Origin of the sequence: Hymenobacter artigasi (genome assembly GCF_012275535.1) — a bacterium.
Taxonomy (GTDB): Bacteria; Bacteroidota; Bacteroidia; order Cytophagales; family Hymenobacteraceae; genus Hymenobacter; species Hymenobacter artigasi.
In genome coordinates this window covers 149,132-173,528 of record NZ_JAAVTK010000012.1, presented here as the reverse complement: position 1 = coordinate 173,528, position 24,397 = coordinate 149,132, and the positions used below count along the sequence as shown (strand labels likewise).

Genomic DNA, 24,397 nt, shown 5'->3' with positions numbered 1-24,397 from the left:
TCCTTGTTGACGGCTATCAACGGCGCTTCAGCGCCAGGGCGCCACTGTCCTCTTTCAGCAGCACGTTGATGTCGTCGGTCACGCGTTCAATGTCCGGCTTTTGGGTGGCGTTGTAGATGCCTCGTATCCGGCCCTTTTTGTCAATCAGCAGCATCGACTCGGTGTGCAGAAACTGGTTGGTGGTTTTTTGCAGACCCAAGCCTTTTTCCGCGAAGAAGGAGGTGCGGGCCAAGTGGTAAATCTGGGCCTTATCGCCGGTCAGCAGGTACCAGCGGGCCGGGTTGATGTTGTTGATGGCCCCGTACTCCTTCAGGGTTTCGACGGAATCGACCCAGGGCATCACCGAAAACGACACCATCTTCACCTGCTGGTTGGCGGCGAAGACGTCCTGCAGGGTTTTCAGGTTGTTGGTCATCTTCGGGCAGATGCCGGGGCAAATCGAGAAGAAGAAATTGGCCACGTAGATGTGCCCGGCCAGCGAGTCGCGGGTGATGGTGTGGCCCAGCTGGCTGCGCAGCGCAAAGTCGGCGATGGTGTGGATGCGCCCGTAGGCGCTGTCGGCGGGGCTAATCCACTCCGCGTCGAAGTCGGCGGTGTTGTAGAAGGGCAGGGTTTCGGCCGGGGTCGCCGGGGGCGCGGCGGGCGCCTGCGGCTGGCACGAAAACAGTGCCAGCGCCAGCAGCAGCCCCAGCAGCCCGCGGCTATTTCTGCATAACCGACATGCAGTCGTATCGGCCGATAACGCCATAAAGCTTGCCATTTTTTATTGTGAAGTTGTTGATTACCAGTCCGTTGTCGTTCCAGGTTTTTTGCTTGCCTTCCTCGTAGCCTTTCACGTAGTTCAGGCGCTGCCAGCGGTGGCCGCTTTCGAAGTAGGACACCTGCGGCCCCTCGTACTTGTCGTCGCGGAAGACGTTTTCCCCGGCCAGGCGGCCGTTTTTGTACCAGGTCTGGTGGCGGCCCTCGCGGTTGCCGTTCTGGTACCGGCGCTCGAAGCGCTTCTCGCTGGTGGGGTACCAGCCGGTGGCGAGGCCGTTTTCCTTGCCATCAATTACGGGCAGCCGCGCGGTTACCACCGGGCCTTTTTGTTCGACAATAACGGCGGTAGCCTTCCGGTTTTTATAAAACCAGGTGCCGTTGCGGTTGTGCAGGGCCGTATCGGTGACGGCGATAACCCGTGCCGGGGTAATCACTTTCGTCGATTCCCCCGGCACAGCCCGGTCCTGCTGGCAGCTGGCGAAACCCAACAGCACGCCGCAAGCAGCCCACCGCATCAGTTCACCGTGCCTTTCGTGCCGTAGTACTTGCCGCCGTTGATGTAGGGGGCAGCTGCGCTGAGCACGGTGACCACGCTGGAGCTGGCCGAAATCACGTGGTAGTGGTAAATCTTGTCGTTGGGGTAGTCCACGGTGGCGCTCACGTGGCCGTTGTAGGTGTCCAGCGCCGACTGCGTGATTTTTACGCCGTTTTCGTAGGGGCCGTACACCGGGAAGCCATCGAGCAGGAAGCCCAGGAAGGCGGAGCTGCCGTAGGTGGCCGTCAGGAACTTGGGTTCGTAGTGGTAGTGGTACTGGGCCCCGGCCATGGTGGGCGTGGGGTGGCCCAGGTACTGGTCAGCGTTGTTTATTTCCAGCGCATCGAGGGCCGCGCCGGCGCCGTTGTACTGGTTGAAATACACCACCCCGTTGCGGGCAACGCCGATGGGGCCGCCGGTGGAAGAGCTGTGCGTGCTGGCCAGCAGCGGGTAGCGCGGAATGGTGAAGGTGAGGCTTTGGGTCAGCAAATCGGGGTCGCTGAGGGTGCCCATTAGGTTTATCTGGGTGCTGAAGCTGGGGTTGTCGCCGTTGTAGGCTTCGTACTTGGCGTTGCCGACCGGGAAGAACGGGCTTTTGTGGTCGGGCACATCGGTGGTTTTAATCTTGATGCTGGTGCTGCTCGACGAGTCTACGCTGGTCACGTTGTAGAGCTTTTTGTAAAGCCGCGAGAAGTTGTTGGTGGTGGTGCCATCGGCGCTGTTGGCCGTGGTGGTGCTGGCGCTGGCCGTCACGTCGTCGTTTTTCTTGCAGCTACAGGCGGCTAAAACGAGCAGCAAAGCCGGGAGGGTGATATTTTTCATCGGGTGGGCAAGGGGATTTAGAAGGGGAGTTGACTTGATAAAGAGGCTGCCTCGTTGTGTTGAGCTGGTGTTTGCGTAGTCGAAGCATTTCGCCGCGCCGCCTGTCATGCTGAGCCTGCGAAGCATCCTCTCACCGCAGAACCAGTCGCTCAAACGTGATAAGGTCCTTCGCTGCGCTCAGGATGACAAGGGGCGCGGGAGAGATGCTTCGGCTGCGCTCAGCATGACGTTCGGAGGCGAACCAGCTACGACGCGGCCACCAGCGTCTGGCGTTTCCTGACGAGGCTCACCACGAGCAAGGCCGTCAGGGCCAGGGCGGCCGTCCACAACAGGGGCTTCAGCTTAACGGGAGCGGCTTTAGCCACTTCTTCCACTACCCAGCTTTGGTTTTCCACTTTCAGCGCGACGGTCTGGCCGTTGGCATTGTCAAGGATGTACTGCTTCTGCGGCAGGCCGGGGAGCATCAGAATCAGCTCGCATTGGTTGTTGGGCATGTCGCGGAACAGGTTGTTTTGCACTGCCAGCCGGTTCACGGCTTTGGGCACGTTCAGCAGCTCCGCAAACAGCGTGGTTTCGTACCCCAGCTGCACCTGCACGTTGGCAAACCGGATGGTGTCGCCGTTCATCGTCAGCAGACACTTTTGCTGGAAGTATTTCACAACCAACTGGTTGAACCCCTTCGGCGTCTGGTAGGCATTGGCCTTGTTATGGTATTTCACCTCGCCCTCAAAAGCCGCGAGCGAGCTTTTTATGAGCAGCAGGGTTTTGCCATTCTGCTCATAAATCATCAGGTTCGATAGCTCGGACTGATGTGCGTGGGCGGCGCTGCTCAGCAACAGGCAGATAAGCAGGAAAACCCGGCTCATGAGAGGCTTTATTATCGCAGACATACTAATTGGCGTAAGCCCCGGCCAGGCTGTTGATGAAGTTGTTGGCGCCGGCTTTGTCGACGTGGTAGTGGTAGCCGCGCGTGTCGTCGTAGTGGCCGCGGCTGGCGTCCAGGTCGGTGTATTCGGTGCCGGCCACGCTCAGGCGCTCAAACAGGCCGAAGCCGTCCAGGGCGTAGCCAATCATGGCGGCGTGGCCGTCGGGCTGGGCAATTTTGGTGGTCAGGCCCGTGGCGGCATGGTAGTGGTAGCCTTCGTTGAGGTTGATGTGGCCGCCGGCATCATCGAACGGGGCCAGCGTGTAGGCCCCCAGAATGTTGCTGACGGGAGCCGGCGGGTCGAACACCACGCCGTTGAAGGCGATGCCGCGCAGGGTGGCTCCGGTAGAGCCCGGCCCGTTGGCAAAACTGACCGCACTGGTGAGCTTAACCGGCGTAACCGGGATATAGATGGTTTTGGTGAGCGTGGAGACGTAGGATGGCAGGCACTCCACGCAGTAGTTGCGGTAGGCCGCGCCCACGTTGGGGTTGGCCGCTGCCTGGCAGTCGGCCTGGGTCTGGGTTTTGGTGATGACGCCGGTTGTGGCGTTGTACATCTGCCAGTTCGAGTCTTTGTAGAACGTGGCCAGGTTGCGCACAAACGCGCCATCCACGTCGTACACGTTGCCATTTTCCAGCCAGATGCCGCCCTTGCTGGCGTCGTCGGTGATGTTGGTGGGACACCACGGGCCCATCGTGTGGTCGGGCGGGATGCTCTTGGTCACAATCTTGTAGCAGTCGGCCGTGGTGCCGTTGGAAAGCGTGCGCGAAACCGTGCTGATGGGCTCCGACAGCCCCCCCGTCAGAAACTTCGTGGCATCGACCTTGATAACGGTGCCCGTGGTAGTGGCCGTGGTGGTCACCTCATCTTTCTTGCACGCAATCAGCGAGCAGGTAACGGCCGCAGCCAGCAAAAGGGGTTGAAAACGCATGGATTTCTCGGTTAATGAATTAGCAATGGGATATTTAACTTTGATGGCAGGTCCGGGAACTGCCGCTGCGTTAGGGCCACACCCGCTCAGCGCCATCCGTGCGGGGGTGGCCGAATCCGGTTCCGGAAGTGTGGGGCCCGCCGCGCCGCGTGAGGTTGCGGGGCAGCCGTGCGGCCGGTTGCGTGAAAAGCAGTAGCAGTTCGAAAGGATAGATGCCGTGGCAGCGAAAACCCTGCGCGGGATGCTGTTTTTTTTTCGGCGCGATGCGCGTTAGGCCTTTAAAATCGGTCCAGGTGCGGTTTCGGAGGTCGTGCACCCGATGTAGAGACGCATCCTTGCGTCTCTACATCGGGTGCACGACCTTCAAAATCGGCTCTATTGCACGCCTACGCTGAATTTCCGGCTCACCACCGTGCCATCGGCATTGCGCAAACGCAACACGTACAGCCCGGCCGGCCAGCCGCTCAGCGACAGTTGGCGCAGGTTGGAGCCGCGCAGCACCAGCTGGCCGGCGGCGTTGTGCACCTGCACCTCGTAGCTGGGCCACGACGTTTGCACCGTGAGTGACGAGGCGGCCGGGTTGGGAAATAGCGCCAGACCGGCCGTGGCCGCCGCCGCTGGCGCGGCGGCCAGCACCAGGCTGCACGTCGAGGCCGTGGGGTTCAGCTCGATGGGCGCGCCGGGCGTGAGGGTGCGGCCGGTGAAGGCGGCGTAGGTGTTGGGGTAGAACGGTGGGCGAAAAACGATGTTCTGGGTGGCGGTGCTGCCCTGCGCCACCGGGCCGTTGGCCCCCACCGGGTTAATGTAGTCCCAGACTTTGATGCCGGCGCTCGTTACTTCCGACAGGCGGCCGGCGGGGCCGTTGCAGAGCATCAGGTTGCCGTTGGGCAGGCGTTGGGCCCCCGAAATATTCTGGGCGTAGAAGCTGGTGGGGTTGGCGTCGGCGTAGGTGGTGGTGAGGGCCGCCGGGCCGTAGGGCAGGGCGGGCGCGTACACGCCGGGCGCGGTTTCGGGGGGCGTAATCACATCCACCGACGAGTAGTTGCCGCCCGTTCGGCCCAGCCCGTTGTTGAATACCTGAATGCTGCCCGCGTAGGGCACGCCCGCCGGCAGCCAGTAGGCATTGTGCTGGCCAAAAAACCGTTGCGTGGCCGTGCTGCCCTGGCCGTAGGCGGCGGGGTTGCCCCAGCGGTAGAGCAGGTCGCCGCCCTTGCCGCGCGCCCCGCCGCTGTGGCCGCCCGCCTGCGCCGTGGTGGTGCCGTGGTCGAGCACCCAGACTTCATCCAGCCCGTGCGAGCTGAGCAGAATCTGGTCGAGGGCCGGGTTGTAGTCGATGGAATTCAGGTGCAGCCAGTCGGGGTTGTTGGCGGTGGCGGCGTAGTTCACGTGCAGCAGCTCGGGGTGCTGGGCCACGGGGGCGTAGTTGGCTTTGGCGGGGTCGGCTTCCTGCACGAGGTGGTCCCAGGCGTGCCATTCCCACACCACGGTGGCCTGGTTGGTGCCCACGGGCTGCAGCTCCACCACTTTCTCGCTCCAGGTAGCGCTGCCGATGAGGCCGGCATTGCGGCCGGCGGCGGCGGCGGTTTTGGCTTCCCACACCAGGGCCAGGATGTTGCCGTTGGGCAGGATGCGCACGTCGTGGTGCTGGCACTCTGCGGCGCTCGAAAGCCGGTAGCTCCAGGTCACGTTGCCGTTCCAGTCAATCTTCTCGATGATGCCGCCCTGCCCGCCGGCCACGAAGGTGGTGTTGGTGGCGTTGCCCGGCCGCAGCAGCGTGCCATCGGCCAGCAGGTAGGCTGCCTGCCCGGCCTTGTAGGCGCTGGTCCAGCGGTGCACCTCACGGCCGCACTTGTCCATCAGGTAGGTACGGGTGTACTGAATGGGGGCCAGCAGCACGTAGCCATCGTCGGTGGCGCCGGCCGCGTGCAGCTGCACGCCCACGGTTTGGGCTTGAGCGCTGATGCAGGTGGCCACCAGTAGTAGTAGCGTGCGAAAGGCGTTGTTCATGCGGGAGACTGGGGGTTTTTGTGGCGGCGGGTGTCGGGGGGGGAGTCTTCAAGTTCTGGCTTGACGCCCTACCGAAAACCTCACCCCCTGACCCCCTCTCCAAAAAAGAGGGGGCACCGGTTTTGCGCGGACAGGTCACCTCACCCCCAGCCCCTCTCCTGCGGAGAGGGGAGCCAGTCGTCAGCAAACGTAAAAATTCGTTGGCTCCTCTCTCGCCGCAGGTAATGCGCATCAAGCATTTGCGGGGGGAGGTGAACGCCAGGAGTATTTCCGGTGCCCCCTCTTTTTTGGAGAGGGGGTCAGGGGGTGAGGTTTTCGGAGGGCATCAAGCCAGAACTTGACCGGGGGGTGAAGCGACCGTTCGCGCCACCAGTAAATTACTCCGGCGGCTGCCGGTCCATCGGCCCGCCAGGCGGTGGGCCGTCGCCGGGGCGGCCCCTGCCGCCGGGACCGCCGGGCAGGCCGCCACGCCCACCCCGCTGCGGCGGCTGTTGCAGGCGGCGCGGCAGGTTGGGGGCCAGCTGCTGCCAGCGGGGCAGCTGGGCGGGCGTGAGCAGGCGGCCCACGGCGGCAAAGTGGGCGTAAGTGAGCGAATCGGTCTGGCGCTGGAGGTCGCCGATTTGGGCCAGCAGGGCGGGTGGAGCGCTAGCCGTGGCGGGCTGGGCCAAGCCGGCAAACAGCTCCTCGCGCCGGGCAGTAAGCTGCTTGAGCAAGGCCTGCATGCGGGTGTGGTGGTCTTCGCGCAGCACGTCGAACTGCTGCTGCTGCTGGGGCGACAGCTGCAGCTCGCGCACCAGGCCGGCGGCTACGGGCCCGGTAGCCTGGCCTCGTGCGGCCTGGTGGTCGGGCCGGCCGTACCAGAGCAGCGCCAGCAGCCCTACGTTGAGTAGGCCCATGACCAGCACGAGCAGCGACAGAATTCGGGTTTTAGTCATGGGTTGAAGGTCTGGGGAGGGGTGGAACAAGGCCCGCCCTTACTTTGGATTTAATGACTGGCAACCTGTTGGCCGACAGCAAGAACAGGCTCCTTTTCTAAAATCTTAATGTCCCGGATGAGGTCCTGGATGCTGTTGGGGTCGAGGCCGTTGTATATGCCCCGCAGGTGGCGCTGCTTGTCAATCAGGACGAAGTTTTCGGTGTGCAGAAAAACCTCGGGGCCTTTCTTGATGCCCTCGTCTTCCTCCACGAAGTAGTATTTCCGGCCCAAATCATAGATTTCCTTTTTATCCCCGGTCAGCAGTTTCCAGCGCTTGAAATTTACCTTTTTTTCCTGGGCGTAGCGCTGCAGCACGCCCGCGCTGTCGGCGTCGGGCATCACGGAGTGCGACAGGAGCAGAATGTTGTCGTCGTCAATAAACGCCTTTTGCAGGTCGCCCATGCTACTGGTCATGCGCGGGCAGATGCCGGGGCAAAACGTGAAGAAAAAGTCGGCGACGCAGATTTTTCCGGCCAGGTCCTTTTCGGTGAAAACCTGGTTTTTTTGGTTGATGAGCGAGAAGGGCCGGATTTGGTGAAACGGCTGGCCCGCCGGCATCTCCCACTTCGGGGTGAAGTCGGCCGTGTCGTAGTAGGGCAGGCGCACGGCTTTCTCCACGGGTTTTTCCTGGCACGAGGCCATGAAGAGCAACAGCAGGAGCGGCAGGTATTTCTTCATTTCAGCTGGCCATCCCGCAGGGTGTAGCATAAGGTTGATTTTTGCAGGCCGTAGCGCACGCCGTCGCGCACGGCGTAGTTGATGTACACTTTGCCGTTTTCGCGCCAGGCCTGCTGCAGGCCCACTTCCTGGTCGTCGGCAAAGTTCAGGTCGCAGTAGATGCTGCCGCTCTCGTACCACTGCTTGTGCGAGCCCTCGCGCTTGTCGTCGGCGTACACGAAATCGAACTTGCGGTGGCCGTTGGGCCAGAAGCCGGTGTGCCGGCCGTAGGCCAGGCCGGCCCGGTAGCTGCGCACCTCATGCGGCCGTCCGTCCGCCCAAAACGTGCGTGTGAGGCCGTGCTGCCGGCCGGCGTAGAACGAGGCCCGGCTTTGCAGCGCCCCGCCCGGGTAGCGCGCCTGCACAAAGCCTGAATAGGGCCGGCCGCCCCGGTAGTACACGCCGTTGCGCAGGTGCAGGGCGGTATCGGTAGCCGCGACGGTGGTGGCGGGCACTCCCGACACGTCCACCGGGCCGGGCGGGTGGCCCAGGGCCGCGTCGGGGGGCTGGGGGCTGGCGCAGCGCGCCAGCAGCAGGCTGCCCGCCAGCCCCAGCGCGCTAAAATGTGAACGTGCCCTTGGTGCCATAGTAGCTGCCGGATTTCAAGACGTAAACGCCCGTGCTCAAGTAGTTCACGTTGGAACAATGGTAGTGGTAGATGCCGCTGGCAAACTCGGTGGTGCTGCCCGTGTGCCCGCCGTAGGCATCCAGGTTGGCGGGGTAGGTGCCGTCCTTGTCCTTGCGGCCATAAATCGGGAAGCCGTCGCGCAGGAAGCCGACGATGTTGGCATCGTCCTTCGTGGTGAAGTCGCCGGTGACGTGGTAGTGGTAGGTGTTGCCCGGCCCGGGGTGGGCCCCGGCGCGGTCGAAGGACCCAATTACGCCGGTGTCGAGGGCCTTGTTGCCGCCTTCCTGGTCGTTGTAGATGGCTACCCCGTTGAGGGCCATGCCGATGGGGCCGAGCGCCGTGGCTTCCTTGGTGGCGGCGGCTTCCGGGTTGGTGGGGATGGTCATCGAGTAGTTCTGCACTCCCACGGTGCCGGGGTTTAGGGTGTACCCGGTTCTCTGAGCTTCCCACAGGGGGTTGGTGGTGGCGTAATAGGGCGTCGGGTGGTCGGGCGTGCCGTCCGATTTCAGCGTGATGCTGCTGCCGCTGGTGGAGAAGGCGACCGTTGTTTTGTACTTCGCCTGCACCACGCTGGTGATGGAGGTGCTGCCGGTAGTGGTGGTAGTGGTCGTCGTGCTGGGTGTTACGGAGTCCGTTTTGGAGCAGGCCGTGTACATCAGGCACGAGAGGGCGAGGGCTGGCACTTTTAGCTTAAGCATGGGGAGGTATTAATTTGTAAAATTGGTTAGCCTTGGAATAGATGCTCTTTCCGGCCGCACCCTGCGCACGCCGGCAATATTTTTTCAGTCGACAGCCCCCGATACGGCGTTAGCTGGCTTTCACATCGTATCCCGCCGTGGGAAAGCGCCGTGTTTTACCGTGCCAGGCCTTCAAATTCAACGCCCGGCTTTTTCAATAGCCTCCCAGCGTGGGGTAAGCGTATTCCTGGGTCGTGGCCTGGGTGGTGGCCGGCTGCCTGAAATCGGCGCGGTGGGCGAAGGTGACCACGTTGGCGGCCAGCAGGGCGGTGGCGAAGGCCACCCGCTTTAGGGTCCAGCCCCAGTCGGGCGTGTCGGCCTGGGCGGCCTGGCGGGCCTCCAGGCGGTGGCGCACCTGCTGGTAGAGCCAGGGAGAAGGCACGGGCCGGGTGGCCCCATCCAGGCTGTGGAGGGTTTGCTCCACCCAGTCTTGCTCGTTGTTCGGTTCGTTTTTCATAGGATTCAGAAGCTTAGATGACGTTCATGGATAAAACCCTGCGCTAGCCGGCCACAAAATCGCGGTAGTAGGCCCCTAGCTGCTGGCGCAGCGTGCCCTTGGCCCGGTGCAGCAGCGATTCTACCGCGCCTGTCGACAGCTCCAGGGCGGCGGCTATCTCGCTGTGCGGCAGCCCTTCGAGATGAAACAGCGTGAAGGCAGCCTGCTGGCGCTCGGGCAGGCGGGCCACGGCTTGAAGCAGCAAGGCGGCCTGCTCGCGGCGCTCGGCCAGCACGCCGGGGTGCTCATAGTCGGGCGGGTCGTGGGTGGGCTCGTTGCTGTCGGCCCCAAACAGGCTGGTTATAAAAGCAAACCGCTTCTGGCGCTTGCGGTGGCGCTGCCACTCCAGGCACTTGTTCACGGCAATGCGGTAGACCCAGGTGCTGAGCTTAGCTTCGCCCCGAAAGCTGGCCAGCTGGGTGTACACTTCCACGAAAACCTCCTGCGTGAGGTCCTCGGCATCGGCCCGCTGGGGCACCAGGCCCAGGCAGGTATTGAGCACCCGCGCCCCGTACTGCTTCACCAGCTGCTCGAACGCGCCCGCCTGCCCGGCACGCAAAGCGGCCAGCAAGTCCTCATCGGAAAGCGGGGTGGGAGGCGGCATTAGGGGAAGTTAGGACATTGGATGCCGTTGCGGCGAAAACCCTGCGCGGGTGGGCAGTTTTTTTGGGATTATATGCAAAAACGCCCCCCCGAACGCGGCTGAGGCGTTTGGGGAGGCGTTTGTATGGGTCACCTTATTCCCTAGCTGGCAAGCGCTTCACTACTCACGCAGTCCAGCAGCGTGGTCATCAGCTGGGTGGAGCCCACAAACAGGGGCGCGCGCTGGTGGAAGCTGGTGGGGGCCACGTCGAGCACGGGCTCGGCACCGGTGTGGGCCAGGCCGCCCGCCTGCTCGATGAGCATGGCCAGCGGGTAGCACTCATACAGCAGGCGCAGCTTGCCCAGCGCTGCCTTGGGGGTGGGCGGGTACATGTAAATGCCGCCCGTGAACAGGTTGCGGTGGTAGTCAGCCACCAGCGAGCCTACGTAGCGGGCGCTCAGGCGCTGCTGCTTGCACTGCGTGAGAAACTCGCGCACATACTCGGGGTAGTCGAACCAGTGGCCCTCGTTGCAGCTGAACACCGGGCCCTGCTGCGGGATTTTGATGTCGGGGTGCGAAAGGAAAAATTCGCCCAGCGAGGTTTCGTAGGTGAAGCCCGTCACGCCGTGCCCGGTGGTGTACACCAGCATGGTGCTGGAGCCGTAGAGGATGTAGCCGGCGGCCACCTGGGCCCGGCCGCCCTGCAAAAAGTCCTCTTTGCGCGATGGCCCGCCCACCCGCGACACCCGGCGGTAGATGCTGAAGATAGTGCCGATACTTACGTTCACGTCGATATTGGAGGAGCCATCAAGCGGGTCCATGGCCACCACGTATTTGCCGTTGGGGTTGCCGGTTTCGATGATGTCCTCGTTTTCCTCGGAGAGAATGGCGCAGCACTCGCCGCCGTTGGTGAGGGCCCGGATGAAGCGGATATTGGCCTCTACATCGAGCTTCTGCTGGGCCTCGCCCTGCACGTTTTGCTCGCCCATGGCGCCGGTGATGCGCGAGAGGCCCGCGCGGTTCACCTCGCGGCTTACGATTTTGCCGGCCAGGGCAATGTCGCGCAGCAACTGGCTCAGCTCGCCGGTGGCGTAGGGGAATTCGGCCTGCTTGCGCATGATGTAGCGCTCCAGGGTGATGCCCACGGGCTGGGCCAGCGTGTTTTCGGTTGCAGGGTTCATGGGTGGTTGAAGGGGGGATGAAAGGGTGGGCCGGGCGGGCTTACTGATGCGTTACCTGGAGGTTGTAAATCTGTACTTCGCCGTAGGAGGTGCAGGGCTCGCCGGCTACCTTCTTGCTGTTCTGGCACGACGACTGCACGTAGACCCCGGCCTTGAAATAGGCCCCCGCAAACGCCTTGTTGTAGGTATACACTTTGGTGCCGTTGTAATAGCAGTCGGTCTTGTTATTGGCTACCGAAAACTGCACCGTAAAGCGCGTGCCCAGCACGTAGCTGCTGGTCAGAATCGGCCCCTGCGTCCCGTTGAGGTCAACGAACAGCTTGCGGTCTTCGAGGCGGAACACAATTACGTCGTCATCCGCATCGTGAATCTGGCCCACCACGACGTGCTTTTTCACGTCGGGCAGGTGCGTCACGGCCTGGTCAATCAGCATGGTGTGCGTGCCCGTGGCCGAGCCCCACACGGCCTTTAGCTTGTCGGAAGTAGCCGGCGCGGTCATTTCGCGCAGCTCGCAGCGCGGGTAGCCCGAGCCTTTGGTAGTGGGCGCATCTACGTAGGCCCGGAACACCACGGCGTCTTTCGCGTCGTTGAGGTGGAAGAAGGTGGGGTGAGCGTAGGTATCAAGCTCGGGTCGGAACACCTCATCCACGGGGTCGCCGGCGTGGGCAGTATTTTCGGGGAGGGTCACCTTCCAGGCCTCCAGGTTCAGTACCTGGGCCGGGTAGAGGAGTGCGGCGGCCGGCGGCGTGGCGGGCGTGGCCGGTGGCACGCTGGCGGCCGTAGAGCAGGCCAGCAGGGCCGGAAGCAGGAGCCAGCCGGCAACCTGCCGGTAGTGGGGCACGAAAGCGAATCGCATGGAAATGGGAAGGAAGTTTTAGGACAAATACTAGGCTGAATAATAGGCGGTTGTCAGGCCTGGCCGGTCAGACGCCGGGCCTCGGCCAGCAGGGCGGTGAGCTGGGGCACCAGGGTAGCCGGGTCGGTGCCGGCAGGGAAAAGCTGCGCGCCCAGGCCCACGGCGTTGGCCCCGGCTCCCAGCCACTCGCCGATACTCTCGGCCGTGGGCGACACGCCGCCGGTCACCATCAGGGGCACGTGGGGCAGGGGGCCGCGCAGGCTTTTCACGAAGCCCGGCCCCACCACGTTGCCCGGAAATATCTTCACCAGCGCCGCGCCCAGGCGGGTGGCCTGGTACACTTCCGATACCGTTTGGGCCCCCGGCAGCCAGGCCACGGCCCGCGCCTGGCACACAGCGGCCACATCGGCCGTGGCGCAGGGCTGCACCACGAAGGCCGCCCCGGCGTCGATGAATTGCTCCGCTTCCGCAGCCGTGAAAATGGTGCCGATGCCCAGCAGCATATCCGGACACTCGGCCCGCACCACTTCCACCAGCGTGGCAAACACCGCCACCGCCGCCGGCCCCCGGTTGGTGAACTCGAACACGCGCAGCCCGGCCGCGTAGCAGGCGCGCAGCACCTGGCCGGCATAGGCCGCATCGGGGTGGTAGAAAACGGGCACCAGCGGGTAGCGCAGCAGGGTATCGAGGGTAGCGGACATGGTTGTTTAGCTGTTAGCTATTAGCCGTTAGCTTTTTGATGTTGATTCAGAACTGAGAGCTTGCGCAGGGAGTAGGTGCAATGCTCTTTTTTTGAAAGCTCGTGACTACTTGTAAGCTAATGGCTGACAGCTAGTAGCTATCAGCTCAAAAAAGCTACCGCACCAGGCGGCCGGTGGTGTTGCCCTGCATCACGTGCTCCACTTCGGCCACCGTCACCAGGTTCACGTCGCCGGGAATGGTGTGCTTGAGGGCCGAGGCCGTGACGGCAAAGCGCAGGGCTTCGAGCGGCGTGGCATAGGCCAGCGAGCCGTAGATGAAGCCCCCCAAAAAGGCGTCGCCGCCGCCAATGCGGTCGACCACGGGCGTGATGTCGACGTAGGGCGTTTCATAGTACGTGCCATCGAAGAACATGCCCTTGATGCGCTCGTGCGAGGCGCTTTGGGTCTGGCGACGGGTGGAGATGACCTGACGCAGCTGCGGGAAGCGGGCCAGCAGCTGCTCACCTACCGAGGCAAAGCTGACCTCGGCCCCCGGCGCGGCGCGGACGCCGAACAGGTCATCCGCGTCGTGTTCGGAGCACACGATGACGTCGCAGCCGGCCACCAGCTCGGGCATTACGTCCTGGGCCAGCTCGCCGTATTGCCACAGGTTGCGGCGGTAGTTCACGTCGGCCGACACGGTGAGGCCCAGGCGGCGCGCGGCGGCAATGGCCTGGCGCGTGGCCTCAGCGGCCGGGGCCGAAATGGCGGCCGTGATGCCCGTCCAGTGCAGCCAGCCGGCATCTTTCAATATCTCGTCCCAGTTGAATGCCGCCGGGTCGAGTTGCGCGAAGGCCGAGTGGGCGCGGTCGTACACCACTTTGCTGGCCCGCATAGCGGCTCCGGTTTCGAGGAAGTACAGCCCCAGCCGGTCGCCCTGGTACACGGCGTGGTCCATGCGCACGCCATAGCGGCCGAAGAACGTCGCGGCGGCCCGGCCCAGGTCGTTGTCGGGGAAGCAGGTGACGTGCGCGGCGGGCACGCCCAGGCCGGCCACGGCGGCGGCCACGTTGGCCTCACCGCCACCGTAGGTAATCTCCAGGCCCGTGGCCTGGCCGAAACGCTGGTGCTGCGGCGGCGACAGCCGCATCATGATTTCTCCGAAGGTGACGACTGGGAGGAGGGGAGTGGTCGAGGTGTTCAACGGGAGGAGTGGTTTGGTTGTGTTCGGGTGGGCACCGGATATGTAGCACATGCTTTAGCTTGTGCCCGTTGAGCGCGGCTCCAACGGGCACAAGCTAAAGCATGTGCTACAGGTTAATACCCCGTATTCTGCGTAATCACGCCCTTGCTCAGGTCAATTTCGCGCTGCGGCACCGGGTAGAGCGTACGGAAAGTGGGCATGCTGAGGCCGGGGCGGCCGGTGGCGATGAAGTGGGCATTCATGGTCGGCACGGCTTCGTTCCAGCGGAGCAGGTCGTACCAGCGGTAGTTTTCGAAGGCCAGCTCCAGGCGGCGCTCGGTTTTGAGGGCGGTGAAGAAGGCAGCCTTGGTGGGCAGGGTGGCGATGGTGTACACGGGCACCCCGGCCCGGGTGCGGATGGCGTTGAGGGCCGGCAGGCCGGCGGCGGGGCCGCTCAGCTCGTTCAGAATTTCGGCCTGCATGAGCAGCACCTCCCCGTAGCGCAACACAATCCAGTCGGTGCCGGCGTCGCGGCGGGCGCCGGTGTTGGCGGCGTCCGGGAATTTATTCACGTAGGCCGTGGCCCCGGTGCCGGTGTAGGAAGTGGCGCGGCGCACGGCGTCGGCCGTCACGAACAGGGGCTGGAAATCGGTGGGCGGCTTGAGGCCGCGGGTGGCGCCATCCTTCGAGAAATCGTAGGAAAAGCCCTGGCCTTCGCCGTTGGCGGCCGTTTTGTAGCGAATGGCAAAGATGATTTCGGCATTCATCTCACTGGCCGGCGAAAACACCGTCGCGAAGCTCGGCAGCAGCTGGTAGGTGGTGGGCGGGGCCAGCAGGTTGTCGATTTCGGTTTTGGCGGCGGCGTAGTTCTGCTGGGTGAGGTAGACTTTGGCCAGCAGGGCGCGGGCGGCCCCTTTGGTGGCGCGGCCCAGATTCACGGTTTCCCAAGTGGTGGGCAGCAGGTTTTCGGCGGCCTGCAGGTCGCTGATAATCTGGGTGTAAACTTCGGCCACCGGGCGGCGGCGCAGAGCATCGGTTTCGGTCGCGGCAAGGGTGGTGATGGCGATTGGCACATCGCCGTACAGGCGCACGAGGTTGAAGTGCATCAGGGCGCGGGCGAAGCGGGCCTCGCCCTCAAAGCGCGCCTTTTTATCGGCATCCGTGACGTTGCCCAGGTACTTGAGCACGATGTTGGCGCGGGCAATGGCGTAGTACGAGGTGCTCCACATGTTGGTGGTGAAGTCGTTCGTGGGCGTGTCGGCGAAGTTCTCAATCGTGGCATAGTCCCCCTCCAGGTTGTTGGGCACGATGTTGTCAGAGCGCAGCTCGGTGAGGTTGATTTCGTACGGCACCACGCGCTGCAGGGCGTTGTAGATGTTGATAACGCCGGTTTCGACTTCGGAGGTGTTGCGGAAGTAGCTGTCTTCCACCAGGCTCGAGGCCGGGGTGATGTTGAGGTAATCTTTGCAGCCAGCCAGGCACAGCCCGGCGCAGGCCAGCAGGAATAGGGACTTTTTCATGTTCGATAAGAGCGACTTGGGTGGGAGGTGGCAGGTTTCTTTGGGAAGGAAGATGAGGGGAATCGTTGCCCGTCATGCCGAGCGGAGCCGAGGCATCTCGCGTGTGGCAGTAATCCAATCGGTGCGAACGTCGGTGAGTAGTGGTGGCACGCGAGATGCCTCGACTTCGCTCGGCATGACCGTTCTGCGACCGTTCTGTTATCGGTCAACGACTCCCTCAATATCTCCTTAAAACTCAGCATTGATGCCCAGCGCGATGGTGCGGGCCACGGGGTACGCGCCTTTCTGCCAGCCTTTGCGCAGCGGGTCGTTGGCGAAGTCGGCGGAAATGCCTTCGGGGTTGAGGCTGGTGTAGCCTTTGGCCATGATGTAGAAGAGGTTGGCCGTGGTCACGTACACCCGCAGGTTGCTCAGGCCGGCTTTCTGGCCGAAGGACTTGGGCACGGCGTAGCCCAGGTTGAGACTGCGCAGGGCCACGTAGGAGGCGTCCTGTACTTCGTAGTCGGTTTCCGATTTGATGCGGGTGAACGCCTGGTCAGCCGGCGAGAGGTTGAGGTAGGCCGTCGAGCCGGTGGCCGTGAACTGGCCTTCGTAGTAGTGCGGGTCGATGTTGAAAATCTTGGCCCCGTGCGAGCCTTGCAGCACGACGCTCAGGTCGGCCGGGCCCACGCGCAGGGTGTTGGTGAGGCCCCAGGTGAAGGTGGGGTAGGGGCTCCCGAGGGCGGTGCGGTCGTTGGCGTCAATCTTGCCGTCGCCGTTCAAGTCCTTCACAATCACGCGCTCCGCGGCCACGCCGATGGGCCAGTAGTTGGTGCCCGTCATGGGTACCTGCCGGTCGGTCTGGTAGCCGTAGAACTGCACCAGCGGCTGCCCCACCTGGGCCAGGAAGAAGTTGTTGCGCTTGGGGTCGCCAGTGCTGATGAGCTGCTGCGCACCGCCCAAATCCACCAGCTCGTTGCGGGTGAAGGCAGCCACGCCGGTCAGCGTCCAGTTCACGTTGGTGCTCTGGATGATGCGGCCGGTCGCTTCCAGCTCCAGGCCCCGGTTGCGGATTTTGCCCTGGTTGGCCAGGTAGCTATCGAAGCCCGTGACGCTGGAAATAGGCACGTTGAGCAACAGCTTATCGGTGGTCGACTCGTAGGCATCCACCGTGAGGCGCAGGCGGTTATCGAAAAAGCCCAGGTCCAAGCCCGCATTCAGCGAGAGCGTGCGCTCCCAACCCAGATTCGGGTTGCCGTAGGTGCTCACGTTGAAGGCCGGCGTCACGCCTTCCGAGGCGCCCAGCACGGCTCCGGCCGGGGCCACCAGGGCCCGCGACGAGTAGTTGCCTATGTTGTTGTTGCCGGTGGCGCCGAAGCTGGCCCGCACTTTCAGCTCGCTCAGCGTGGGGTTGCCCTTCAAAAACGGCATCTCGCTCACGCGCACGCCCACCGAGGCCGACGGGAAGTAGCCCCAGCGGTTGTTGGCGCCGAAGCGCGTCGAGCCGTCCCAACGCGAGCCCAGCGACAGCAGGTAGGTTTCCTTGTAAGCGTAGTTGACGCGGAACAGGAACGACTGCAGCCGGTTCTCCTCCTTCGACGACGACACCGCCGAAGCTGTGCCCGCGTTCAGGGTCTGAATGTTATCGGTGGCGAAGTTGGTGGCTTCCTCGTTGGCCGATTTATACTGCGTGCCCTGCACCGTGTAGCCGGCAATGGCGTCGAAGCTGTGCAGGCCAATGTCGCGCTTGTAGCTGGCAATATTTTCGTTCAGCACGTCCAGCACGCTGTTGGTGCTGAGCGTGGCGCGGGTGGCGGCGCGGGCTACGGCGTCGCCCTGGGTGTAGGCATCGGTTTTGGCATACGACGACTGGAAGTAGGTGCGCTCGTAGTTGCGGGTGAAAAAGCCCAGCGACGAGCGAAACGACAAGCCGGGCGTGATGTTCCATTTCACGTAGCCATTCGAGATGGTGCGCAGCTCAGTGTTGCGCGCCGGCTGCCCGTTGATTTGGGCCAGGCCGTTGTTGTCGCCGCTGGTCGAGATGGTGGGCAGCCCGGTGGTGGCGTAAAAGGGGTTGCGGGTGATGTCGAAATCGCGCTGGTGCAGGTAGGAGCCCACCGGCTTGCCCGTTACGGCCGCCGTAGCCGCATCAGTGTACACCGGTATCCAGTTCGGAATGCTGCGAATGGCATCGTGCAAAGACACGGCCAGCTCGTTCTGGTCGGCATACGAGGGGTTGATGCTGATGCCGGCATCGAAGTTCTTGCTGAGCTTGAAGTCTACATTGGCCCGGACGTTGTACTTGGTGTAGTCGTTGTTCAGCACCACGCCTTTGTTCTTCAAATAGCTGCCCGATACGAAGAACTTGGCCGCGTCGCTGCCGCCCTGCACGTTCAGCTGGTAGCTCTGCATGTTGCCGGTCCGGAAAACGATATCCTGCGCATCGGTGTTGGCATTGAAGCGCTGGGCGGTCAGAATCTGGGGCGAAAGCACGTCGTTGTTCTGGCTGCGCACGTAGGCGGCCCACTCGTCGAGGTTGTAGAGGGGCAGGCGTTTCACCGTGTTCTGCACGCCGGCGTAGGTGTTGAAGCTCACCTTGGTTTTGCCCGATTTGCCGCTCTTGGTTGTCACCAGAATCACGCCGTTGGCACCCCGCGAGCCGTAGATGGCCGCCGAGGCCGCATCCTTCAGCACCTCAATGCTTTCCACGTCGTTCATGTCGATGGCCGACAAGTCCGTGGGCACCGGGTAGCCGTCCACCACAATCAGCGGCGAGCTGCCCGCCGTGATGGAGGCCGAGCTGCGCACCTGAATGGTGGGCGCCGCGCCGGCCTGGGCGTTGGTGGTCAGAATCTGCACGCCGGCCAGCTTGCCAATCAGGGCCTGGTCGGGGCGCGCCACCGGAATCTGGCTCAGGTTTTCGTTGGTTACCTTGCCCACGGCCCCGGTCAGGTGCGATTTCTGCTGGGTGCCGTAGCCCACCACCACCACGTCGCCGAGCTGCTGGGTTTCCTCGGCCAGCTTCACATTCAAGGTACTGCGGCCATTGAGGGCCATTTCCTCGGCCTTAAATCCTACCGAGCTGATGACCAGCGTGGCCTGCTCGGGCACGTTTTCGAGGCGAAAATCCCCGTTGGGGTCGGTGCCGGTGCCTTGCGTGGTGCCCTTCACCACCACCGTCACGCCGGGAATGCCCGCGCCATCGGGCCCCGTGACTTTGCCGCTCACGGCACGGGTCTGGGCCAGTGCCGGCAGCGCCGTGAGCTGCGCCAGTATCAGGCACAACAGGCACAGCAATTTATACGCGTTTTTCATGATAACTAAGGGTTTAGTGGGAATTTGAAGTGGCTCTTAGTTCCGCAGAAGCGGCCGCAATCGAATGCGGGCAGAGGAGAGTGTGGGGCGAGGCCGGTAGCAGGCGCTCGGGAGGTATTCGGTGCACCGAAGCCGGTAATACCGAAACGTTTTTTACTGGCTTAATTGACCAGCTCAGACGAAGGGTTCGCAGGTGCCCGGCTCAGTGCTTATTGACGAACTGATTGGGGTATTCCGGCAGCAGCAGCATCTCCAAGCAGCTAGGTTGTCGGAAATGAGTATTATTGGTATTGTTCAATAATAATTACGCGAAATGCGCAATGGTTTGCGGCCATTGCCTACTGCAAGCTAGTTGAATCATTACCCAATAGCAACCTTATTTCATCAAAAATGCACATTAAAGCCCTGATTTTTTCAAGAAAACGTTACCGGTAACGTTTTCTTGAAAAAATCAGGGCTCTTGTTAAAGTATAAATAAATTTTAATTCAGGAACGAGATGCGGTGCGGGCTATATAGTTGCCTGCATTTAGTTGGCCCAATCTGTCCGCGTTACCTCGTGTTTAGCGTGGGGGAGTTCCTGCGTTCTGTCCTAAGCAGGGTGCGGGCTGGCCCCCGCCCGTCGTTGAATGAAACTCAAACGGGTCGTTCAACGACGGGCGGGGGCCAGCCCCGCACCCTACTTGATTTTTTACCGCCGCCGCAGCGACGACTCGCGCACCATCAGCGTGGGCTTCAATACCACCGTCTGGTAGGGCCGGATTTCGTCGCTATTCATCTGTTCTACAAACAGCTGCGCGGCGATGCGGCCCATCTCAAAGGCCGGCTGGGCTACGCTGGAAAGCGAGGGCGTAAGCAGGCTGGCCACCGGCTCGTCGTTGAAGCCGACCAGCGCGATATCATCCGGCACGCGCACGCCGCGCTCGCGCAGGGCCAGCAGCGCGCCTATCGCAATGCGGTCGCTGACCGTGAAAATGGCGTCGGGCCGCTCGGCCCCGTCGAGCAGGCGCAGGGTGGCGCGGTAGGCGTGCTCGCGGTCGAACTCGCAGTGCACGATGAAGTCGTCGGACACCGGCAGGCCGTGTTGGCGCAGGGTCCCCAAGTAGCCCTCCTTGCGCTGGTTGCTGATGCTCAGGCTGGCCGGGCCGGCCAGGTAGGCAATGCGCCGGCAGCCCTGCTCAATGAGGTGGCTCACGGCCTGCACCGCGCCGTCGTAATTATGCAGCATCACCTTGTTGGCCTCCAGGTCGGCATTCACGCGGTCGAAAAACACCATGGGCACCTCGCGCTGCAACAGTCGCCGGAAGTGGTCGAGGCTGCTTGTGGCACTCGATATGGACACGATGAGGCCATCGACGCGGCTATTCACCAGGCGCTGGGTATTGGTGATTTCGCGGCCGTACGACTCGTTCGACTGGCAGGTGAGCACCGTGTAGCCGGCCTCGATGGCCAGCTCGTCGATGCCGCGCACAGCCGTGGCAAAGAAGTAATCGAGGTTCGGCACGATGACCCCGATGCTGTGGGTGTGCTTGGTTACCAGGCTCAGGGCCACCTGGTTGGGCTGGTAGTCCAGCTCCTCGGCGGTGCGCAGCACGGCCTGCCGGGTTTCGTTGTTCACCTCCGGGAAACCCCGCATGGCCCGCGAAACCGTGGAGATGGAAATGCCCAGCGCCCTGGCCACATCCTTGATGGTAGCGGGTTTGGAAGGGCGGGCGCGGCGCGGAGCAGTCATGGTGGGAAGGCGGGAATTCGGTGAGGGTGCGGGCGGGTAGGTGTGCTCCGCTTCGGACAGCAATGACGGGGGCGGGCAGTGTATTAATTAGGCAGCCAATTATAGCATCGCTACAAGTTACCTACCCGCTTAGGAAGCGCTAAAGTCGGTAACAATGTGGCAATACGGTGCATGTTCCGGCGTGTGGTCACCCGTTTCTCCGGCCTTGCATCCGCCCTTAGTGAGGCATCAATCACCTCCGATAGCCTCAGCCACAACGGTTTTAATTTAATTTTTTCAATGCCATAATTTTGTACGCAATCGATGCCGGTAACGTTACCGGTAACGTTTTTTAGGCCTGGCAAAGCCCTTTGATTGACTGCAATAGCCCTTTTAGTGATTGTTTAAACGATTTTTAAAACTTTACATTTGAAAAACAATACCGCAACGAGAATTACCAATTGCTCTTGCCCACTAATTGTATCTAACTAATAATGCGGCACCTTCCCACCCTGCTCATTACTACCCTGCTCGGATGGAGCGGGCACCTCACCACCCACGCGTCGGCCATTAAGGTGGCCGACGTGGCGGCCTTCAACGCCGCCGTGCCCAACCTGCACCCCGGCGATACGCTGGTGCTGGCCGCCGGCTCCTGGCGCGATGCCCAGCTGGTTTTTAAGGGCACGGGGACCGAGCAGCAGCCCATCGTGCTGCGGGCCGAGCGGCCCGGCGCCACCAGGCTCATGGGCCTGTCAAGCCTGCGTCTGGTGGGCAGCTACCTGGTGGTATCGGGACTGGATTTTCGGGAAGGCTACGCGCCTAATGGCGGCGTGATTGAGTTTCGGGATGATAAAAAGGGGCTGGCCAATCACTGCCGCGTAACCGAATGTGTGATTGATAATTACAACCGGCCCATCGGCGGCAGCGACGACAAGTGGGTGCATTTCTACGGGCAGTACAACCGCTTCGACCACAACTACGTGGCCGGCAAAAAAACCGTGGGCGTGACGATGGTCGTGGAGCTGCCCACGCCGGAAAGCCGCGAAAACCACCACCGCATCGACCACAACTTCTTCGGCCCGCGCCCGCGCCTGGGCTCTAACGCCGGCGAAACCATCCGCATCGGCCTGAGTGAGACCTCGCTCACCTCGTCGCGCACGGTGGTGGAAGAGAACTACTTCTACCACTGCAACGGCGAAGTGGAAATTGTCTCCGTTAAGTCGGGTGAAAATGTGGTGCGCCGCAACGTATTCGAAGAATGCGAGGGCTCGGTAGTGCTGCGCCACGGCAACAACAACCTCATCGAGGGCAATTACTTTCTGGGCAACGGAAAGACCCAGACCGGCGGCGTGCGCATCATCAATGCGGGCCACAAAATCCTCAACAACTACTTCGCCGACCTGCGCGGCACCGAGTTTCGCGGCGCGCTGGTGATTATGCACGGCGTGCCCAACTCGCCGCTCAACCGCTACTCGCCGGTGCATGATGTGGCGGTGGAAAACAACACGTTCGTGAACTGCAGCAACATCGAGCTGGGCGCGGGCAAAGACGCCGAGCGCACCCAGGCCCCGGCCAATGTGACGCTGACCAACAACGTGTTTTACGGCCCCCAAATGCCGCAGCCCTTCCACGTATTTGAAGACATGAGCGGGCTGAAATTCACCCACAACCTGTTGCAGGCCAGCGGCAGCGGCCCCAACATTGCCGGGCTGGAAGCGGCCACGTTCACCGTGCAAAAATCGGCCGATGGCCTGCTGGTGCCCGTGGCCAAGGGCGCGCCAAAAACGGACATTCGCCGCCCCGTGACAGCGGCTGAGGCCGGCCCGCGCTGGTTCCGGCCCGCCGCCGCATCGGCCGATACCCGCACCGGGCGCGTGTTGCCCGTTGCCACCCCCGCCGACCTGCTCAAGGCCTTCCAGACGGCGAAGGCCAACGACATTATCGAGCTGACCCAGCCCGGTATTTACCCGGTTCCGCAAACGATTGGGGTAACTGTGCCGCTCACTCTGCGGGCCAAAGCGGGCGTGGCCAGCCGGCCGGTACTGCTGGGCAGCAATGCGGGGCAGTCGGTGTTCACCATCGAGAATGGCGGCAAGCTGCGGCTGGCCGGCGTGGCCTTCGACGGCAAGGGCGTCGGTGCGGCCGGCCTCATTCAGTCGGGCACGCAGCCGGCGCTGGAGCATTACAGCCTGTGGGCCAACAACTGCGCCTTCTATGGCCTCACGGATGGCACCGGCCACGTATTTCAGGCCACCACCGCCACCTTCGCCGATACCGTGCAGTTTGCCAACTGCCTGTTCTACAACCTGGCTGGCTCGGCCCTCAGCCTGGCCACCGAAACCAAGGACAAAGGCACCTACAACGCCGAGTACGTGATTCTGCGCAACTGCCTGTTTCGCAACGTGCAGGGCAGTGCCCTCGAGCTCTACCGGGGCGGCAACGACGAAAGCACCCTCGGGCCGTTCCTGACCGTGGACCACTGCACGTTCGACAACGTGGGCGGCGCAAAAAGCCCGGCCCTCATGCTCACCGGCGTGCAGTGGACGGATATTCGCAACTCGCTGTTCAACAAGAGCGGGGTGGCCAGCGCCGCCATCAAGTACCAGGAGCTGGGCAAATCAAAAAACCGGCTTTCAAACACCAACTTCTCGCAGTCGGGCAAGGTGGTGGCCTCGTACCCGCCCCGCACCGAAAAGCTCACCTACGTGACCACGGCTTTTGCCGCCCCGCAGAAGTTCGACTACCGCCTGAAAACCCCAACCCCGCAGCTACCAGTAGCGACCGATGGCCGGCCGGTCGGGTTTGTGAAGCAGTAACCCCACCCCCTAGCCCCCTCCCCGGTGGGGAGGGGGTACTAGCACTAGTTTCTAGCCTTCTAGCTATTCAACACTAAATACTAGTTCCCCCTCCCCATCGGGGAGGGGGCTAGGGGGTGGGGTCCCCGCCTGCCAGACTCATCAACACAATATCAATTTCTTACCCTAGCGAATTTTCATTCGCCACTTCCCCCTTCATCATGCAAAATCTAACTGGAAAAGTAGCACTCGTAAGCGGCGGTAGCCGCGACATCGGCCGCCAAGTAACGCTGGCCCTGGCCGCGGCCGGTGCCAACGTGTGCTTCAACTATTTCGACTCGCCCGAGGACGCTACCGCCACCCAGGCGCTGGCCGACCAGCTCGGCGCGGGCCGCACGGTTTCGGCGCAGGGCGACATGACCAAGGCGGCCGACGTGGCCGAGGTGGTGAAGGTGTGCACCGAGGCGTTCGGCGATAAAATCGACATTCTGGTGAACGTGGTGGGCGGCCTGGTGGGCCGCAAGACCATGGAAGAAATGGACGAGGCGTTCTGGGACTTTGTGGTGGGTGTGAACCTGAAGCCGGTGTTCCTGCTGACCAAGGCGGTGCTGCCCTACATGGGCAAGGGCGGTTCCATCGTGAACTTCGCCTCGCAGGCGGCCCGCGATGGCGGCGGCCCGGGAGCCCTGGCCTACGCCACCGGCAAAGGCGGCGTGCTGACCATGACGCGCGGCCTGGCCAAAGAATTGGGTCCAAAGGGCATCCGCGTGAACGCGGTGTCGCCCGGCATGATTGCCACGGCCTTCCACGACACGTTTACGAAGCCCGAGGTGCGCGAGAAAGTAGCCGGCATGACGCCGCTGCGCCGCGAGGGCGAAGCCAAAGAAGTGGCCGATTTGGTGACCTACCTGGCATCTGATGCCTCGTCGTTCATCACGGGCACGTCGATGGAGATTAATGGTGGCACCTATTTCGTTTAAGGCAATGCGCGGGTTCGGAATAAGTAAAAGGTGGGGTACGGTGCTGGCAGTCTGCGGATTGCTGGCGAGTGCACCGGCGTGG

The 24,397-nt window shown here is 62.6% G+C and carries 21 protein-coding genes; 2 read left to right on the top strand and 19 right to left on the bottom strand.

Translation table 11 applies throughout. From position 1 onward, the window contains the following. Nucleotides 1-16: 16 nt before the first annotated feature. The 19 genes from HBN54_RS17820 to HBN54_RS17730 all read right to left on the bottom strand — a co-directional run bounded on the left by HBN54_RS17820 (nt 17) and on the right by HBN54_RS17730 (nt 20,561). Nucleotides 17-748, bottom strand: coding sequence for an SCO family protein (locus HBN54_RS17820; RefSeq protein ID WP_168674583.1), 732 nt, complete (start codon nt 746-748; stop codon nt 17-19). Continuing rightward, the gene (locus HBN54_RS17815) at nt 702-1,274 is read right to left on the bottom strand and encodes a toxin-antitoxin system YwqK family antitoxin (protein ID WP_168674582.1); all 573 of its coding nucleotides are present in this window, start codon (nt 1,272-1,274) and stop codon (nt 702-704) included. Before HBN54_RS17815 ends, HBN54_RS17820 begins: the two co-directional genes overlap by 47 nt. Next, nucleotides 1,274-2,116, bottom strand: a complete 843-nt coding sequence (locus HBN54_RS17810) for a YHYH protein (protein ID WP_168674581.1) — start codon at nt 2,114-2,116, stop codon at nt 1,274-1,276. Before HBN54_RS17810 ends, HBN54_RS17815 begins: the two co-directional genes overlap by 1 nt. Before the next feature lie 245 nt (nt 2,117-2,361). Continuing rightward, nucleotides 2,362-2,982: a DUF6702 family protein gene (locus HBN54_RS17805; protein WP_168674580.1), complete on the bottom strand. Its 621-nt coding sequence runs from the start codon at nt 2,980-2,982 to the stop codon at nt 2,362-2,364. A 25-nt stretch (nt 2,983-3,007) separates the two neighbouring features. Then, entirely contained in the window at nt 3,008-3,973 is a 966-nt protein-coding gene (locus HBN54_RS17800) for a YHYH protein (protein ID WP_168674579.1), read from the bottom strand. 375 nt (nt 3,974-4,348) lie between these two features. Beyond that, nucleotides 4,349-5,980, bottom strand: coding sequence for an aryl-sulfate sulfotransferase (locus HBN54_RS17795; RefSeq protein WP_168674578.1), 1,632 nt, complete (start codon nt 5,978-5,980; stop codon nt 4,349-4,351). A gap of 377 nt (nt 5,981-6,357) precedes the next feature. Then, nucleotides 6,358-6,915 carry a periplasmic heavy metal sensor gene (locus HBN54_RS17790; RefSeq protein WP_168674577.1) on the bottom strand — a complete coding sequence of 186 codons (558 nt, stop codon included), beginning with the start codon at nt 6,913-6,915 and terminating at the stop codon, nt 6,358-6,360. A gap of 50 nt (nt 6,916-6,965) precedes the next feature. After that, nucleotides 6,966-7,634, bottom strand: a complete 669-nt coding sequence (locus HBN54_RS17785) for an SCO family protein (RefSeq protein WP_168674576.1) — start codon at nt 7,632-7,634, stop codon at nt 6,966-6,968. Further along, nucleotides 7,631-8,260: a toxin-antitoxin system YwqK family antitoxin gene (locus HBN54_RS17780; protein ID WP_168674575.1), complete on the bottom strand. Its 630-nt coding sequence runs from the start codon at nt 8,258-8,260 to the stop codon at nt 7,631-7,633. The genes HBN54_RS17785 and HBN54_RS17780 overlap by 4 nt, the downstream gene beginning before the upstream one ends. Continuing rightward, nucleotides 8,232-8,999 carry a YHYH protein gene (locus tag HBN54_RS17775; protein WP_210428102.1) on the bottom strand — a complete coding sequence of 256 codons (768 nt, stop codon included), beginning with the start codon at nt 8,997-8,999 and terminating at the stop codon, nt 8,232-8,234. Before HBN54_RS17775 ends, HBN54_RS17780 begins: the two co-directional genes overlap by 29 nt. A 193-nt stretch (nt 9,000-9,192) precedes the next feature. Further along, entirely contained in the window at nt 9,193-9,495 is a 303-nt protein-coding gene (locus HBN54_RS17770; RefSeq protein ID WP_168674574.1) for a hypothetical protein, read from the bottom strand. A gap of 43 nt (nt 9,496-9,538) precedes the next feature. Next, nucleotides 9,539-10,138 carry an RNA polymerase sigma factor gene (locus HBN54_RS17765; protein WP_168674573.1) on the bottom strand — a complete coding sequence of 200 codons (600 nt, stop codon included), beginning with the start codon at nt 10,136-10,138 and terminating at the stop codon, nt 9,539-9,541. A 140-nt stretch (nt 10,139-10,278) separates the two neighbouring features. Next, on the bottom strand, nt 10,279-11,298 hold the full coding sequence (gene fbp / locus HBN54_RS17760) for a class 1 fructose-bisphosphatase (protein WP_168674572.1): 1,020 nt from the start codon (nt 11,296-11,298) through the stop codon (nt 10,279-10,281). Between the two features lie 40 nt (nt 11,299-11,338). After that, on the bottom strand, nt 11,339-12,154 hold the full coding sequence (locus HBN54_RS17755; protein WP_168674571.1) for a polysaccharide lyase family 7 protein: 816 nt from the start codon (nt 12,152-12,154) through the stop codon (nt 11,339-11,341). Nucleotides 12,155-12,207: 53 nt separating this feature from the next. After that, nucleotides 12,208-12,855: a beta/alpha barrel domain-containing protein gene (locus HBN54_RS17750; RefSeq protein WP_168674570.1), complete on the bottom strand. Its 648-nt coding sequence runs from the start codon at nt 12,853-12,855 to the stop codon at nt 12,208-12,210. Between the two features lie 154 nt (nt 12,856-13,009). After that, nucleotides 13,010-14,038, bottom strand: coding sequence for a sugar kinase (locus HBN54_RS17745; RefSeq protein ID WP_235955584.1), 1,029 nt, complete (start codon nt 14,036-14,038; stop codon nt 13,010-13,012). Nucleotides 14,039-14,151: 113 nt separating this feature from the next. After that, entirely contained in the window at nt 14,152-15,537 is a 1,386-nt protein-coding gene (locus HBN54_RS17740; protein WP_168674568.1) for a RagB/SusD family nutrient uptake outer membrane protein, read from the bottom strand. Between the two features lie 228 nt (nt 15,538-15,765). Further along, nucleotides 15,766-18,831, bottom strand: coding sequence for a SusC/RagA family TonB-linked outer membrane protein (locus tag HBN54_RS17735; RefSeq protein ID WP_168674567.1), 3,066 nt, complete (start codon nt 18,829-18,831; stop codon nt 15,766-15,768). Between the two features lie 689 nt (nt 18,832-19,520). Next, entirely contained in the window at nt 19,521-20,561 is a 1,041-nt protein-coding gene (locus tag HBN54_RS17730) for a LacI family DNA-binding transcriptional regulator (protein ID WP_168674566.1), read from the bottom strand. Nucleotides 20,562-21,034: 473 nt separating this feature from the next. On the opposite strand from HBN54_RS17730, the gene HBN54_RS17725 reads away from it, so the two are divergent. Next, nucleotides 21,035-23,356, top strand: a complete 2,322-nt coding sequence (locus tag HBN54_RS17725) for a polysaccharide lyase 6 family protein (RefSeq protein WP_168674565.1) — start codon at nt 21,035-21,037, stop codon at nt 23,354-23,356. 200 nt (nt 23,357-23,556) lie between these two features. Next, nucleotides 23,557-24,315, top strand: coding sequence for an SDR family NAD(P)-dependent oxidoreductase (locus HBN54_RS17720; protein ID WP_168674564.1), 759 nt, complete (start codon nt 23,557-23,559; stop codon nt 24,313-24,315). The last annotated feature ends 82 nt before the right edge of the window (nt 24,316-24,397 follow it).